The 15,527-nt window shown below is 64.8% G+C and carries 15 protein-coding genes; 7 read left to right on the top strand and 8 right to left on the bottom strand.

All coding sequences use genetic code 11. The features are described from left to right. Positions 1–23: 23 nt before the first annotated feature. The 3 genes from ACFQS4_RS16255 to lpdA all read right to left on the bottom strand — a co-directional run bounded on the left by ACFQS4_RS16255 (position 24) and on the right by lpdA (position 4,061). On the bottom strand, positions 24–1,811 hold the full coding sequence (locus ACFQS4_RS16255; protein WP_500194386.1) for an archaea-specific SMC-related protein: 1,788 nt from the start codon (positions 1,809–1,811) through the stop codon (positions 24–26). A gap of 122 nt (positions 1,812–1,933) precedes the next feature. Next, positions 1,934–2,578, bottom strand: a complete 645-nt coding sequence (rdfA, locus tag ACFQS4_RS16250; protein WP_500194383.1) for a rod-determining factor RdfA — start codon at positions 2,576–2,578, stop codon at positions 1,934–1,936. A 67-nt stretch (positions 2,579–2,645) separates the two neighbouring features. Further along, entirely contained in the window at positions 2,646–4,061 is a 1,416-nt protein-coding gene (gene lpdA / locus ACFQS4_RS16245; RefSeq protein WP_500194381.1) for a dihydrolipoyl dehydrogenase, read from the bottom strand. A gap of 211 nt (positions 4,062–4,272) precedes the next feature. Here lpdA and ACFQS4_RS16240 point away from each other — a divergent pair, with 211 nt between their 5' ends. Then, a complete protein-coding gene (locus tag ACFQS4_RS16240; RefSeq protein WP_500194378.1) occupies positions 4,273–5,460 on the top strand; it encodes an MFS transporter in 1,188 nt (395 codons plus the stop codon). A gap of 416 nt (positions 5,461–5,876) precedes the next feature. On the opposite strand, the gene ACFQS4_RS16235 is transcribed toward ACFQS4_RS16240, so the two are convergent. From ACFQS4_RS16235 to ACFQS4_RS16225, 3 genes are all read right to left on the bottom strand, one after another. After that, positions 5,877–6,419: a desampylase gene (locus tag ACFQS4_RS16235; RefSeq protein WP_500194376.1), complete on the bottom strand. Its 543-nt coding sequence runs from the start codon at positions 6,417–6,419 to the stop codon at positions 5,877–5,879. Then, complete coding sequence (locus ACFQS4_RS16230; protein WP_500194374.1) at positions 6,416–7,354, bottom strand: cobalamin-binding protein; 939 nt, start codon at positions 7,352–7,354, stop codon at positions 6,416–6,418. The genes ACFQS4_RS16235 and ACFQS4_RS16230 overlap by 4 nt, the downstream gene beginning before the upstream one ends. A gap of 133 nt (positions 7,355–7,487) precedes the next feature. After that, on the bottom strand, positions 7,488–8,033 hold the full coding sequence (locus ACFQS4_RS16225; protein ID WP_500194371.1) for an NUDIX hydrolase: 546 nt from the start codon (positions 8,031–8,033) through the stop codon (positions 7,488–7,490). Between the two features lie 192 nt (positions 8,034–8,225). Between ACFQS4_RS16225 and ACFQS4_RS16220 the strand changes: the two genes are divergently transcribed. Continuing rightward, positions 8,226–8,501, top strand: coding sequence for a PadR family transcriptional regulator (locus ACFQS4_RS16220; protein ID WP_253430794.1), 276 nt, complete (start codon positions 8,226–8,228; stop codon positions 8,499–8,501). A gap of 108 nt (positions 8,502–8,609) precedes the next feature. Here the strand turns inward: ACFQS4_RS16220 and ACFQS4_RS16215 are convergent, their stop codons facing one another. After that, positions 8,610–9,731: a DUF4397 domain-containing protein gene (locus ACFQS4_RS16215; protein ID WP_500194368.1), complete on the bottom strand. Its 1,122-nt coding sequence runs from the start codon at positions 9,729–9,731 to the stop codon at positions 8,610–8,612. Positions 9,732–10,103: 372 nt separating this feature from the next. Between ACFQS4_RS16215 and ACFQS4_RS16210 the strand changes: the two genes are divergently transcribed. The 5 genes from ACFQS4_RS16210 (at position 10,104) to ACFQS4_RS16190 (ending at position 14,168) form a co-directional block, all read left to right on the top strand. Continuing rightward, positions 10,104–10,796 carry a helix-turn-helix domain-containing protein gene (locus tag ACFQS4_RS16210; protein WP_312910290.1) on the top strand — a complete coding sequence of 231 codons (693 nt, stop codon included), beginning with the start codon at positions 10,104–10,106 and terminating at the stop codon, positions 10,794–10,796. A 183-nt stretch (positions 10,797–10,979) separates the two neighbouring features. Then, entirely contained in the window at positions 10,980–11,378 is a 399-nt protein-coding gene (locus ACFQS4_RS16205; RefSeq protein WP_500194363.1) for a HalOD1 output domain-containing protein, read from the top strand. 177 nt (positions 11,379–11,555) lie between these two features. After that, positions 11,556–12,344, top strand: coding sequence for a formate/nitrite transporter family protein (locus ACFQS4_RS16200; protein WP_500194360.1), 789 nt, complete (start codon positions 11,556–11,558; stop codon positions 12,342–12,344). 131 nt (positions 12,345–12,475) lie between these two features. Further along, positions 12,476–13,741 (top strand): DUF2238 domain-containing protein, encoded by a 1,266-nt coding sequence (locus tag ACFQS4_RS16195; RefSeq protein WP_500194358.1) that lies wholly within the window; start codon positions 12,476–12,478, stop codon positions 13,739–13,741. A gap of 157 nt (positions 13,742–13,898) precedes the next feature. Next, positions 13,899–14,168, top strand: a complete 270-nt coding sequence (locus tag ACFQS4_RS16190; RefSeq protein WP_500194355.1) for a hypothetical protein — start codon at positions 13,899–13,901, stop codon at positions 14,166–14,168. Positions 14,169–14,282: 114 nt separating this feature from the next. Here ACFQS4_RS16190 and ACFQS4_RS16185 read toward each other — a convergent pair whose 3' ends face one another. Further along, positions 14,283–15,446 (bottom strand): NAD(P)/FAD-dependent oxidoreductase, encoded by a 1,164-nt coding sequence (locus tag ACFQS4_RS16185; RefSeq protein ID WP_500194352.1) that lies wholly within the window; start codon positions 15,444–15,446, stop codon positions 14,283–14,285. Positions 15,447–15,527: the final 81 nt, after the last annotated feature.

The raw sequence follows: 15,527 nt of genomic DNA, 5'->3' as shown, positions 1-15,527 counted from the left end.
AGTACCGGCCCCGTCGTTCACGGTCAGGCAACAGTCACGGGGCTCGAAACGACGGACCACTCCTGGGGATCGATCTCCCAGTCGCCGAACGACGTGTTTTCGGGGTAGGCGGTCAGTACCAGGAACGTGGTCCGTTCCTGGAGGTAGTCGACGAGCGTCCGGAGGTTCTCGTCGGCGAGTCCGCCGAGGCCGTCGAGCAGCATGACCGGGACGAGTTCGTCGACGTCGTAGGCTTCGTACCCGGCGAGTGCGGCGACGAGTCCGACGAGTTCGAGTTCGCCCTCGCTGAGCGCGTCGAGGCTCACCTCGCGACCGTCGCGGGCCACGACGAGGTCGAAGTTGCCCGTCAGGTGCGCCGACTCGAAGCTCGTGTCGAACATCGACGCGACCTCGGCGATCGACTCGTCGAACGCCTCCCGGGTCTCCGCCCGGATGCGATCCTTGCGGTTGCGAAGCGACTCAATCTCCGCCGTCAACTCGTCTCGCTCCGCCTCGAGCGCGTCGCGACGGTCCACCTCGGTTCGACACGTCTCGAGTTCCTCCCTGAGATCCGTGAGTTCGCTCTCCGTGTACTTGATTTCGCTCTCGAGTGACGTGAGCCGGTCGTCGGATTCGTCGACGCGGGATTCGAGTTCCCCGATACGCTCTGACAGGATGTCGCGACGCTCTCGCGCGCTCTCGAGACTGTCCTCGCGGTCGTTGAGCGTGTCCTCGAGTCGCTGGATCTCCTGCTGGAGGTCCCGTTCGCGCCGTCGCATCCGTTTTTGCTCGTCGCGTTTTTCCTGCAGCGTCTCGACGCGTTCTCGTCGCTCGGCAACGGTCGACGCGAGGGAGTCAATCTCGTCACGGATCGCCTCGAGCCGCGTTTCGATGGCCTCGGTGTTCGTCTCCTGGCCACAAATCCAGCAGGCGTGTTCGTCGCCCATCAGTCCGTGATCGACGTCGCTCACGAGTTCGACGCGATCTTCCGTGAGAATGCGGCTGTTGACCGAGTAGAGGGATTCGAGCAATTCCTTGTCCCGCTCGAGTTCTGAGAGCCCATCTCTCGCCTCCGCGATTTCGGTTTCGACGTCGGTCTCCTCGCCTGATTCGATCGACTCGAACTGTTCGTATCGCTCGCTCAACTTTTCGCGCGTGCGCTTGATGGCGTTCTCGGTCCGGTCGATGAGGTCGTCGACCTTCGCCTTTTCGCTCCGACTCTCGCTGAGTTCCTGGCGGAGCGAGTCGACGTCGTCGGTCCCGCTGTCGCCCTCGGCGACGGCGTCGCGTTCTTCACGAAGGGCGTCGAGTTCCGTCTCGAGGTCCTCGATCTGTCCTTCGAGGGACGGAACGCGGTTCCCCGCTTTCGTTGCCCGCTCGAGTTCCGATTCGACCTGTTCCCGTTCGTGTTTCAGGTTCCCGATCTGTTCGTCGATGTTCTCCAGGTCGAGCGGTTCGGTGAGGACGGCCTCCAGATTCTCGTCGTTCCGGACTGCTCTCCGGACGGCGTTGTCCTCGTCGAGAAAGGCGTAGAGTTCCGCACACCGCTGGGCGTAGGCGTCGGTCAGGTACGGGGTTCCCTCGAGGCTGACCGATCGCCCCTGTCGACGAAGTTCCACGTCGACCGGCTCCTCTGCGGTCTGTAACTGGACCCCTCCGCGGGATTCGCCCTCGGTGAGCGGTCGATCGGTACCCATCGCCGTCTTGATCGCTCGGATAAAACTGGATTTTCCCTGCCAGTTCGACGCGCGGACCGCGTTGACTCCCGGTTTGATATCAGCCTCCCCCGAGCGTATTCCCGCGATGTTTTCGATCTCCAGTGTCCATGTCATTAGTCCCTGTTTCTATCTACTCGTATTTAATGGCGATGGTGTGGCACAATGAACGGTGGTCGGTGAATGCCGGTATCGAAGCCGCTTCGGTCGGTGAATCGTCGGATTCCACGGCGTTTGTCTTATTCCGACGGGTGATCGTCGGTCATGTGTTCTCGGCAGACGTATCCCCGATCGATCGCTTCGGTCAGCGGAACGCGAATCGGACACTCTGGACACTCGAGTTCGATCGACACCGAGACGGCCGCGCGTTCGCCCTGCTGGATCTCTTCCTTCGAGGACAGCGAACGGAGCGCGTCGTCGACCTTCGACTCCAGTTGATCGCGGGCGATGTCGACGCTGTTTCGCTCCCAGTCGGTTCGCGCCCGCTGGCGCTCCTTCTCGGCCTCGAGGCAGTCGTTGAGGTGGCGTTGCATCGTACTCCAGGAGACGAACGATTGCTGGAGTTCGTCGACGGCCACGCCCTCGCTTCGTAGCGAATCTCGTACCTCCTCCGCGTACAGTTCGTCGTCCCCCGTGAGCGCATCGTACTCCCGGTCGAGGCGAGAGCCCCCCGTCTCGAGGCCGTGGTCGTCGTAGACGCGTTTCAGTATCCGCTTGTTGAACCACTCGGTGAGCGGCCGGTACCCCTGGGCAGTCCCACGGTCGGCTCCAGTCCAGCGAGCGACGAGGAGGTCGTCGAACGTCTCGTGTTGGGTGGACGTCTCGTCGAGGTCGTACCTGTCCACGGCGGCCCCGACCTTGCAACACGACGAATCCGTACTCATGGGCGGCTCTTGGTGACTGCCAATCTCATATCTTTCGACTCGTCGCGAAAACAATCGCCCGTACGAACTACCGGTTGAGCGTGTGGATGGCGTGCCCCAGACCGTTCTCTGCGGCCTCCATGACCGCCTCCGAGAGCGTCGGGTGGGCGTGAATCGTCCGGCCGAGTTCCTCGAGGGTCGTTCCGGTCTCGATCGCCAGCCCGATCTCGGCGATCAGTTCCGAGGCCTCGGGACCGACCACCTGCCCGCCGAGGACGCGTCCGGTCTCTACGGCCGCGACGAGTCTGACGAACCCGTCCGACCGCCCCGTTGTCAGCGCCCGGCCGCTGGCCCGGAAGGGGAACGTTCCGACTCGCGGTTTGAACCCGCTCTCTTCGGCCGCCTCCGCCGTCAGCCCGACCGTCCCGATTTCCGGGTCCGTGAACACCGCGGCGGGAATCGCCCGGTGGTCGAGCCGCGAGGGCTCGCCCGCGATGACCTCGGCGGCGACTTGCCCCGCGGCGCTCGCCTCGTGTGCGAGCAACGGTTCGCCAGCGACGTCCCCGACGGCGAAGACGTGCTCGAGGTCGGTTCGAGCGCGGTCGTCGGTCTCGATGAACCCGCGGTCGGTCGTCTCCAGGCCGATCGCCTCGAGGTCGACCGTGTCGGTGACCGGGGTTCGCCCGACGGCGACAAGTACCCTGTCCGCGGCGTACGTCGAGCCGTCTCCGCCCTCGGTTTCGGTTCGGATCTCGATCCCGTCTCCCGCGTCGCGCCAGTCGCTGGCCGCCTCGCCGAAGGCGAACGAGATGCCCAGTTCCTTCGCACGGCGCTTCACCGGCCGCGAGAGATCCGATTCGAAGCCGGGAAGCACGTCGTCCAGCATCTCGACGACCTGGACGTCCGTTCCCAGCTTCGCGAAGACGGTCGCCAGTTCCATCCCGATGTAGCCGGCGCCGACGACGACCAGCGAGTCCGGGCGTTCGGAGAGTGCAAGCGCGTCTCGAGAACTCAGGATTGGCTCGTCGTCGAAGGAAAAGCCCGGAATTTCGATCGGCCTTGACCCGGTCGCGACAATCGCGTGGTCGAACGCGATACGGTGTTCGTTGCCGTCGGTGATCACTCGAGCGCGGTGTTCGTCCTCGAACCGGGCGAGACCGTCGACGAGCGAGACCTGGTTGGCCTTACAGAGCTTCTCGACCCCGCCGGTGAGTTGCTCGACGACGCCGCGCTTCCACGCCTGCGTTCGCTCGAGGTCGACGGTCAGGTCGGCGTCGATACCCATCTCGGTCGCGTTTGCAGCCTCGTGTGCAGTTGCGCTGGCCTCGATCAGTGCCTTGGAGGGGATACAGCCGTAATTGAGGCAGACCCCGCCGTACGCGTCTCTCTCGACGAGCGTGACGTCGAGGTCGAGTTGACCGGCACGAATTGCGGCGACGTAGCCACCCGGGCCGGCGCCGACGATCAGTACGTCCGTCTCTGCAGGGATACCTCTTGAACTCATGGCTCGTCTTCGTCTCGTACTCTCGACGAGTCGGGGATAAAGATACCTGTTAACACAGTACGTGCCAGGTCCGGGGTACGATGTCGCTAAATGTCGGCCGCCGTCGACGTCGACGCAGTCCGAACCCCGAGGCAGCCGATCGATGACCGGTTGCGCCGACCACCCGTCAGAAACATTATTTACGTGACCACCGAAGGGATGATACACCCCAATGAGCGAGCCGTCACTCGAGCAGTCGGGACTCCGGAGTATCCCCTGGGCGTCGCCGACGTTCCAGGTGATCCTGGCGACCACGCTCGTTGGCGTCATGGGCGTGTCGCTGATCAGTCCGATCCTGCCCGTCTTGCAGGCGCAGTTCGACCTCACCGACGCGCAGGCTGGGCTCATCATCACAGTGTTCACGCTTCCCGGCATCGCCCTCGCCCCACTGTTCGGCGCCCTCGCCGACAGGGTCGGCCGCCGCGCGATCATCGTCCCCTGTCTCGTCGGGTTCGGCGTGACCGGCGGCTCGATCGCCTTCGTCGACGACTTCACCGCCTTGCTCGTGCTCCGGTTTCTCCAGGGCGCGACCTCGAGCGCCCTGATCGGCCTCGCCGTCACGCTGGTCGGCGACCGCTACGAGGGAACGCAACGCAACACGCTGATGGGGGTCAACCGGAGCGCGCTTTCGATCGGCGCGACGCTGTACCCAACGGTCGGCGGTGCGCTGGCGATTCTGGCCTGGTACGCGCCGTTTCTCGTCTACTTCGTCGGCGTCGGCGTCGGATTCTTCGCCCTCTACGCGCTCGAGACCCAGGCGATCGAACAGCAATCCACGGGTTTCTCCTACCTCAGGGAAGCGGTTTCGGCGTTACCGATCCGGGAGGCCATAGTACTGTACGTCGCGGTCTTCAGTTCGATCGTGTTGCTGTATGGAGCCCTACTCACCTCCCTGCCGCTCTTGCTGGGCGACGCCTTCGCCCTTCGTCCGTTCGAAATCGGCGTGCTCCTGGCCGCCGCGTCGATCACCAACGCGGCCATCGCGACCCAGAGCGGACGGCTGACGCTGTCGTTTTCGACCCGGACGCTGATCGTCACCGGATTCTGTTGTTACGGCATTGCACTCGTCGGCATCGGACTCGCGCCCGCACCGGTGTACGTGGGGGCCTCCATTCTCTTTTTCGGCGCAGGCGAGGGACTGGCGATGCCACTGCTCGACACGGAGTTGAGCAAACTCTCCCCCGCGGGATTCCGGGCTGGCGTGATGAACGTGAGAACCAGCGTGATCCGCCTCGGACAGACCCTCGCACCGGTGGTCTTCACGACGGTTGCCGGGTTCGTCGGCTATTCGTCGTTGCTGTTCGCCGCCGGCGTGCTCACCCTCGGCGTGACGGCAGCGGTCGTCGCGTTCACACGGTGACTGGGAAGTTCCGGACTGCGCCGGACTCCACCTTCGCCTGGTTTAGATAATTTATCTGGTACATTACTCTTCGTTCCAGAATCCATACTATTCTACTCCCTCGAGCGCCACCGACTGTAGCGAGAGGCGGCGAGACCACGCCTCATACACCCTATTCCACCATGAACCGACGTCTCGAGCATTGTCGTGTGAGAATTCCCCGTCCGCCCGTGGACGAGTCTCACCCGCAAGTCACGATCGTCCGTCCGTTTTCCGGTCGACTACATTCCAGCGAAAGAGCCACGATACGGGCGAATTTGGCACATTCGCCACTTCCTCGAATGTGCGCTACCACTCGAGTAATGATATAGAAATAATAGTAATGAACCGGAGGAATTCCACAACTTCACAGCATATTATTTTTTGCGATATGATCTTCAAAAGCCGACCGAGTGCTCGAGTCGCTCGCGCTCGAACTGGCCGTCCTCGCCACTCGCGTCTCGCCACCGCCAGGACCTGACGACCGCATTGTCGTCGCCACTACTGCCCTCGAAACTGACGATCATGTACGACCGATCGGGCCAGGCGGCCGCCTCGGCGTCGGTCGCGCTGGGTCCTGGCGGTCCGCGCGGGTGAGAGTGGTAGAAGCCAACGATCTCCTCGTCGCGGGCCTCGAGTTGCTCGAAGATCGCGAGCTGTTCCTCGGGATCGATTCGATACCGGGTTCGCGGTTCGTCGGCGACGTTCCGGGCCGGGTAGTGCGACCGGGCGTGACTCACGTCGGGGTCGAACTCGCCGCCGAGAACGCCGCAGCACTCCCGGGGAGCGCTCGCTCGAGCGGCCTCGAGGATCGCCCGTTCGATCGGGTCGGGGAGGACGAGCGTCGTCGCTTTGGGCGAACCCTCGTTCGGCCCTCCGCGACCGGTTTCGTCGTCTCCATCTCCAACGCCGTCGCCGTCTCCGTCACCTCCGGCGCTCACGCGTCGACCTCGAGTCCTCGATCCAGGACCTCGAGCGGGACGGCGACAGATGCGTCCGGCGGATCCGGAAATCGGTCGGGCTTAACGATGGGTCCGAGGGCCTCGAGCGTGTCCACCAGCCGCGGGCCAGGCCGGTTGAGGTACTGGTTTCCGTCGAGTGCCCAGACCCGCCCCTCGCGGACAGCGGTCAGCTCGTCCCACCCCTCTCTATCCGTGAGGTCCGCGAGGTTGGCCGCCGTCTGCTCGAGGTCGAAGCCGCAGGGGGCGACGATGGCGATTTCGGGGTCGTACGCGCGTATTTCGTCCCATTCTCGCGGCCGCGAGCGCTCGCCCGCGTCGGCGAGCCCGTACCGACCGCCGGCCCACTCGACGAGTTCGGCCGTCCAGTGGCCGGCGACCATGACGGGGTCGGTCCAGTCGAAGATGGCGACCCGCGGGCGTTCGTCTGGCGTGAGGTCGGCCGTTCGAGTCCGGACGGCGTCGATACGCTCCTCGAGAGCGGCGACCGCGTCTCGAGCGCGCTCCGGGACGCCCGCCGCCTCGCCCACGTGTTCGATGTCCGCGAGCACGTCCGCAATCGAGTGCGGATCCGTCGTCAGTACCTCGGGGTCGGCCGTGATTTCCTCGAGGGCACGTTCGACGACGACCTCGTCGACCGCACAGACGTCGCACATTCCCTGGGTGACGACGAGATCTGGGTCAAGCGAGTCGAGCGTGTCGACGGCTACGTCGTACACGCCGTCACCCGCGGCGGCCTCGAGCACCTGCTCGTCGATCGTACCGCTCGAGGCGTCAGCGTCGATCCGCGAGGTCGTCACCGACGGAAAGTCGCGGACGGCGGGCGGAAAGTCGCACTCGTGGGAGACGCCGACGGGCTCGAGATCGAGGGCGCAGACAGTCTCGGTCGCCGACGGTAGGGTGGTGACGATGCGCATAACGAACGGTTGTGTGCGGCGGGCCAAAAGCCCACCTGCCTCCGGTGTCCGTTCGGTCGACCATCGATTGCAGGAACCGCCTGCATGGTCCGGCTACAGGGACCGCCTGTCGTCAATTGGACGACCGTTTCGGTTACGACAACAGTTCGTAGTAGGCCACCGCGAGCACGGCTCGCCCGTCACGAATCGTCCCCTCTCGTACGGACTCGAGAAACGTCTCGTAGGGCGTCGGCGACGCGCGAATGCTCTCGTCGTGATCCAGTCGCTGCTCACTCGCCGGCTCACAGCCTCGGGCCACGAAAAAGTGGATGACTGAGTCGGCGAGTCCGTTCGCAGGCTCGACAGAGACCAGCGCCTCGAGCGACTCGGCCCGGTAGCCGGTTTCCTCGGCGAGTTCGCGGCGGGCCGCGGCCTCGAGGTCGTCGTCGTCGGGTTCGGTGGTCCCGACGGGCAGCCCGCGGCTGATCCGGGAGACGGCCTGGCGCCACTCCTCGATGCAGACGACCTGCCCGTCGTCGGTCAGGGGAAGGATGCAGACGCTCGCGGGTTCGGAGAGGTAATCGAAATCGGTTTCGCTGCCGTCGGGGAGCCGTACGGTCTGAGTAACGACGTCGAAGCCCGGACAGGAGTAGGCTACGTCGGATTCGACGGTCTCCCAGGAGAGGGGATCAGCCGGCATACCCGCCAGTATGGGCGTCTTGGCCAAAAACGTCCGGTTCTACCTCGGCTCGAGTCGAGGTCGGTCGAACGGCTCGTCTCGCCCTCGCCGCTACGCCGTCGCTACGCTGTTGCTACGCCGACCGTTCCACCGACGTACCCGCTCTATAACAAAGCCACAGATCGGTGAAGGTTCGTTTTCAGAGGGTGATCCATGGATCAACTAACAGGCTTCCAACGCGACTTGCTGTACGTCATCGCCGGGATGGACCGTCCGTCGGGACAGCAGATTCTCGACGATATCAACGAGTACATCGATCAGCCGGTGACACATGGCCGGCTCTATCCGAACCTCGATACGCTCGTCGAACGCGAACTGGTCGAAAAGGGACAGCTCGACCGGCGGACGAACTACTACGCGCTCACCCCCAAGGGACGGCGCGTCCTCGAGCGGCGCCAGAAGTGGGTACAGCGATACGTCGACGTCTAGGCGTCGGCACCGGACGGTGGACACGGCCGACTGGCAGGGATGCGCGACGTGCGCCTCCCTGACCGAGTGGCGTCACGTCGGCTGACTTCTTCTCTCAAGAGTGTGGGTTCAGGAGTCAGATTCGCTGGTACTGTTGGTTCCGTCGGTACTGTTGGTCCCGTTGGATTCGTCTCCGTCAGTACTGCTTCTGTTGGATTCGTCTCCGTCGGTGTCGTCCATCCCGGCTTCGTCGGCATCGTCACCACCGTCGGCATCGTCATCATCACCCGGCGCGCGCTCTCCCGATTCTGGTTCCTGCTCTGGTTCTGCGTCCGGCTCCTCGAACGCCGCCGGTCCGTCCTCGGTCAGTTGCACCGCGAACGCGCGATCGGGCCGGTCGACGTCGGTACCGGACTCGAGGAAGCCCTCCGCGAACGCCGTGTAGGCGGTGTTTGCCTCGAGTTCGACGGTGACGGTGGCGACGGCGTCCTGACCTTGGTCAGTGCGATCATCGCCATCGGCGGCTGACGTATCCTCGTCAATTGACGGCTCCTCATCGTTTGTCGTCTCCGACTCGCCCGACGCCCCCTCACCGTCCGACGTTTCCGATTCGTCTGACGGCCCCGATTCGTCCCCCGTCGGTTCGCTATCGCCCGCAGACGCGTCGCTCGCCTCGTTACCGGCCGCCGCGGGCACCACCTCGAGAGAGTACGATCCCGCCGGGAGGGCGACGTAGTTCGTCCCCCGGCCGAAGGCCACGCCGCCGAACACCGCCTGTCCGCTCTCGGCGTCGCGGACGTCGACCGCCGGTGCGTCGGGGGCGGCGTGAACGAGCCGAAGCAGCGTCGATCCGGCGTCGGACAGCAACTCGACCCGGGCCGCTTCCTCCGGAGTGTCGAGGACGGCAATCGTGTAGAACGCCGTCTCGACCGCGATGGATTCGTCGTAGAGGACGGTGTCCTCGTCGCCGGTCGCCGTAATCGTGACGTCGTGAGCGCCGGGTTCGACGACGAAGTAGGGCGTCGTCCGTTCGAAGGCGATCCCCGAAACGACCGACTCCCCGTCGACGGCGACGTCGACAGCCGGCGCGTCGGGTGCGAGGTGGGTGACGCGAACGCCCGCCGCCGGAACGTCCGACTCGTCCTCGTGCTCGTTCACCGCGAAGACGCGCTCGCTAACGGAACCCTCGACCTGGTTCGAGCGGCTCGCGCCCTCGAGCGACTCGAGTGCCGTGCGTCGTGTGCTGGTCATGCGGCCTGAATCGTGACTGCCGACCGGATAAAGCGCCCAGTCGGTTGTGGCACCCGTGGTTCGATTTACTCGTGGTGAGGGCGTGTAGGGTGACGATACCGAACGGAAAGCGCACCGTACAACGATGGCGACGACGGGACGATGACCGCCGAACGCCGGACTCGACTGTCGTCGACGGCGCAACTCGCCTTTGATCAGCGGCGATTGCTGTCGGTCGAGTTGATACACCATTCACACTGTGCCGTCGTTTTTTCCATTGGCGGCAACACCAATCATTTTGCTAATGATTGTATTTCTTACAGTCAGGAAATCCGAAGCTAAATGTTTTGGAATGGTCGTTATCCCTTTCGTAGCAGTACCCGATACGTACCCATGACGACAATCGCTGACTTCGAGATCGACGCGTCGACGGTCGCCCTCGGCGAGACCTTCGACACCCTGCCGGAGTTGACCTGTTCGGTCGAGCAGGTCATCGCGGCCGCGGATCGCGGCCTCTGGTTCGAGGGCGCCGACCGCTCGGAACTCGAGGCAGCCCTCGAGGACGACCCGACGGTCGACGACGTGGCGTTGATCGCGGCCGATAAGGCCGACGGGCAACTCCTCTACGACGTGACCATGGGCGACGACGCGCTCGACGTGTTCGAGCTCATCCTCGAGGAGCGCGGTACGGTCCTATCGGCGTCCGCGAACGAGGGTCGCTGGCACCTCCGCGTCCGGTTCATCGACCACGACGACGCGAGTCGGCTCTACGATCGACTCGAGGAGAGCGAAGCGAACTCGACGCTCAAGCGGCTGACCGAGCTACGTGAGGCTCCGTCGACGACGGATCGCCTCACCGAGAAACAGTACGAAACACTGCTCACGGCGTTCGAACAGGGCTACTTCACCATCCCGCGCGAGACGTCGATGGAGGAACTCGCCGACGAACTCGGCATCTCCCACCAGGCGCTCTCCGAGCGCTTCCGGCGTGCCTACCGGGAACTCGTCCTGACCGCGCTCAACGGGACACATCCCACGCACCCGGAAGACGACGCCTCGAAGCCTGAACCGAACCAACCGGCGTAGCGATATCGCTGGCTGAGCCGCCTCGTCTCGAGGCCTCCAGGAAATCGTCGCCGTAATCGTCGTCGCTGCGATTGTCGTCGCAGCCGTGACTGTCGTCACAGCTGTGGCGAGACCATCCCCTATATAAGCTCGTTTCGTCGTCAAAACGGCCCTTCTTCCGTTGGCATCGTCTGTGTAGTGCTGATGATACGGCCAGGAACTGAGGACGGAAACTCGAGGTCCGACGCGAGCGGTCGAAGGCGTCTGGAAACGGAGTCGGCGACGACGGGCGCCGTCGAAACACCGGGATCCGCTGTCAGTCCCGATCACCTGAAATCGACCGCCGAGGCCTCGCTCGCCTACACGTTCGATCCGGACGAGGAAACGCCCGCACAGGCGATCATCGACGCCGTCGCCGCTGCCGACGGCCGCGAGCCGCTCTCGCTTCCGCCGCTCTTCGATGCGATCGATCCAGACGCACTGAACAGACTCGTGGTCCAACCGCGGTCCGGGTCAATACGACGATCCTGGGCGCTCTCCTTCGAGTACGGCGGCTGGCTCGTTACCGTCGACGCCGACCACCGGATCGTCCTCGAGCCGTAAAAGGGCTGAAAACCGGCAGATTCAGAGGGAATACTCCCGGTCGTAGACGCTGGACGATCGGGGTCGCCTTCCGCCACCGAACGGACCGGCTGACTCGAGACGAGTCTCACGTGATTCTCCCCCTCGGACGGGCAAGCCCTCCTTTTTTCCCGCATAGAATCGAACGGTTATCGAAATATGTCCGACATTACGGACCCTTCGAAGATATTTCATCGTGCGGCCGAGGAAGGGAGGCGACGTCTCGAGCAGCCGTTGCTCGAACTCGCCGCGACGGGGTTCATCGCCGGGTTCACAATCGTCTTCGGAATCGTAGCGCTCGGCATCGTACACGCGACGGTCGAGCCACAGTTTGGCGACGTGGCGAGAGTCGCGGGCGCACTCGCGTTCGGCGTGGGCGTCGTGTTGCTGGTCGTCGGTCGCGCGGAACTGTTCAGCGAGAACTTCTTCGATCCGGTCGCGGCGGCCGTCGAACGATCAGATTCGTGGCTCGTCGGTTCGCTGCTTCGCCTGTGGTCGCTCACCCTCGTGTTCAATCTCGTCGGTGGCACGCTATTCGTCCTCGTCATGTCGGTCGACGGCGCGCTTCCCCCCGGGTCGGGAGCGGCGATGAGTACGACCGCCGAAGGGCTCGCCCACCGGGAGAGCGCGGGAATGTTCGCAGACGCCATAGCGGGCGGTGTTCTCGTGGCGTTGCTCTCTCACCTCCTCGTGTCCGTCGATAGCGACGGGGGCCGCATCGCCGTCGCCTACATCGTCGGGGTCCTGCTGGCCCTCGGACCGTTCGATCACGTCGTCGTCACCGTCCTGCACGTGCTCTTCGGAATGCGGTTCGGAGCGGACATCGGCGTCGCCACCTTGACATTGATAGCGATCATTTCGACGGCCGGGAACCTCATTGGGGGACTCGGACTGGTCACGCTCAGTCACGTCGCCCAGGCCATCGGTGCCCGCGAGTCCGACACGTGACTCCGGCGCAAGGTACCGAGGACGCCCCGCTGCACTTCTCGTATCGATGCTCGAGTAGAGCGGGTTCGACAGCACGTTCACGGGCACATATCAGGTGGTCAATTGAGGGAGGTTGAGCGCGTATATCGCCCATGAACGTGCTCGCGGCTATCGTCGAGAGCGAGAGAGCGAACGCTGCGCTCGCCTGGTCGATCGTCGCCGCGATCGTCGTCACGGCAATCGTGAGCGCTCGAGCGGGAGCGTTCGTCTGGGCGGCACTCGGGGCGACGGCCGTCGTACTCGCGCTCGTCCCGACCCTGCGTCGATGGGACCCGCTCGTGATACTCCCGTGGGAGGTGCTGGCGCTCGCGGCAGTACCGCTGGTAGTGCGTCTGGTGGCGTCGATTCCTATCGCGGGATTTCTCACTGTCGCCACCATCGCGCTGCTCATCGCCGTGGAACTCGATACGTACACCTCGGTCGAGATGACGTCGCGGTTCGCCGTCTCGTTCGTCGTCCTCGCGACGATGGCCGTCGCCGGATGCTGGGTTATTCTCCAGTGGACCAGCGACGCCCTGCTCGGTACGGCCCACCTCACGGGGGTGGTCCCCCTCATGTGGGACATCGTCTACGCGACCGCCTTCGGTGGGCTCGCGGGCGCGCTCTTCGTCCTCTACTTCTTCCAGCGCGACGACGCGGACGGTGATCTGACGCAGGAACGAGCGGACCACGACGAGGGACGGGGTCACCGCTCCTCGAGCGAGGCGGACACGACCGACAGCGATACTGTCCTCGGGCTCTCCAAACGACGGTGCTGGCAGGGAGTGAGGCTGCTCCAGGGCGCGCTCGCGCTTCTGGTCGGTTACGCGGTCGTCACCGTCGATCCGGCGCTGTTCGTCAACGCCGCGCTCCCGCTCGCGCTCACCTTCGCCCCGGCCCTCGTCCGTCGGACGTCCGGCCACGAGATGGGGGCGGGACTCGCACTCTGGATCGCCGCTGCCGCGTTCCTCCACACGGTTGGTGCGATCGGGCTGTATACGGCGTTCGGGTGGTTCGACCAGTTCACGCACACCCTCTCGGCGACGCTCGTCGCCGGCCTGGGGTACGCCGTCGTCGACGCGCTCGAGCGCACGGAAAGCGGCGTGGACTTCCCCACCGAGTTTCGGTTCGTGTTTCTCGTGATCTTCGTCCTCGCCTTCGGCGTCGCCTGGGAAATCCTCGAATTTGGGTCGGGTGGCCTCGCCAGTCTCGTCGGCGGCGAAGCCGTCCTCGCCCAGTACGGGACGAGCGACATTGCACTCGACCTCCTGTTCAACGCTGTCGGTGCCGTCCTCGTCGGTCTCTGGGGGACCGGGTACTTCGACGGGCTCGCCCGGGTGTTCACGAACCGGTTCGACGACTCCCGCGACGTCACCTGATCCGGCGTGGGACGCGACGGCGTCCCCGCCAGGACTACCGATGGACTCCTTCCCCCACCTCGAGTAGGCCGGGTTCAGCCACTCGCTCGAGAGGTCGGCCGGCGAGCGTGAACCTGCTGGCTGGCCGTTTTTGCTCCTCCACCGTGTCCACCCAGACATGGCAGACGTACCCGACATCGAGACCGTCGAGACCGAGGACGACTACATCCACGTCCGCTTTCGTGATCCCGACGAGTTCAACGAGATTCGCACGCCCGACTGGGCGCAGAACCCGGCGGAGTCGGTCTCCGAGGGCGCGGAGGTCAGAACCGGAAACACGGAAGGCGACGACGACTGGAAGGTCCAGAGCATCCTGATCAAAAAGTCGGTCGGCGAGGAGAAGGCGAGAGAGCAGGCGAAAGACATCGTCGAGAAGATACAGTCCTGAGGATCGCTCGAGCGTTCGGGTGCCTCGCTATCCAATTGCGGACCTCGAGAACGGTACGCCCGCATAGCGCATTCCACCGATTCCCGCCCAGCGGAGGACGCCGAGTCCGTAACCTCAGGCGACGTTCCGCTCGGCGAGCGTCTCATCACAGTCGAACCGACCGCTGTCGAGCGCCGACACGTCGACGAGGGTCGCCTCGCCGTCGAGCACGATCTCCGCGACGATCTGCCCCGTCGCCGGGGCGTGCTGAAATCCGTGTCCCGAGAAGCCCGCGGCGGTCACGAAACCGGGAATCGTCTCCTCGATGATCGGATGGTGGTCCGGCGTCACCGCGTACAGTCCCGCCCATCCCCGCCTGATACGGGTTTCCGGACCGAAGTACTCGGCGTAGTCGGCTGCGTGCTCGACGGCGCGGGCCGCCCACTCGAGGTCCATCCCCTGGTCGAAGTGGCCGGGGTCCATCTCCGGGTCGTCGTCCTCGGCAAAGTGGCCCCCGACGAGGGCGATTCCCTCGCGTTCGGGGCGAAAGTACGACCCCGTCTCGAGGTCGATGGTCAGCGGGACCGATTCCGGCATCGGCGGCGTCGGATCGACGACCGCGACCTGTCGCCGTCGCGGCGAGATTGGCAACTCGACGTCAGCCAGTTCGGCGAATGCGCCCGCCCACGCTCCGGCGGCGTTGACCACGTAGTCCGCCTCGCGTCGTTCGCGACCGTCGGTTCCCTGCACGTCGACGCCCACGACTCGACCGTCATCCAGGCGGACGTCCGTGACGGCCGTCCCCGTTCGTATCTCGACGCCCAATTCCCGGGCCGCCGCCGCGTACCCCTGTACGGCGAGGTTCGGATCCGCCACGCCGTCGTCGGGATTGAACGTCGCGCCGACGAACGGCTCGGGGTCCAGGCCGGGGCAGTGGTCGGTCGCCTCTGTGGGCGAAAGGTACTCGCTTTCGGCCCCGAGACGCCGTTGCATTCGGACGTTCTCGCGGAACCCGTCGGCGGTGGACTCGGTGCGGGCGAGAAACAGGTAGCCGTTCTTCCGGAGTCCGATGTCGACGCCGAAGGTCTCCTCGAATGCGTTCCAGACGCGCTTGCTGGCGAGCGAGAGTTCGACGTTGACCGCCGTCGAGAACTGCGACCGAATCCCACCGGCCGCACGGGCGGTACTCCCGGCGCCGAGCGATCCGCGCTCGTAGAGCGTCACGGATGCGCCACGCTCGGCCAGATAGTGTGCCGACGAGAGGCCAACGATGCCCCCACCGACGACGACTACGTTCATGACCCTCCATCGGCCCCGGGGAGCATAATCGTTCGCCGAGTCGAGGCACCCGTCGACGCGGACGACCCGTGACCAATAGCT

It is taken from the genome of Saliphagus sp. GCM10025317, from assembly GCF_042663665.1.
Classification (GTDB): domain Archaea; phylum Halobacteriota; class Halobacteria; order Halobacteriales; family Natrialbaceae; genus Natronosalvus.
Note: the sequence above shows the minus strand (reverse complement) of the source record. Positions and strands in the feature narration are given on the sequence as shown.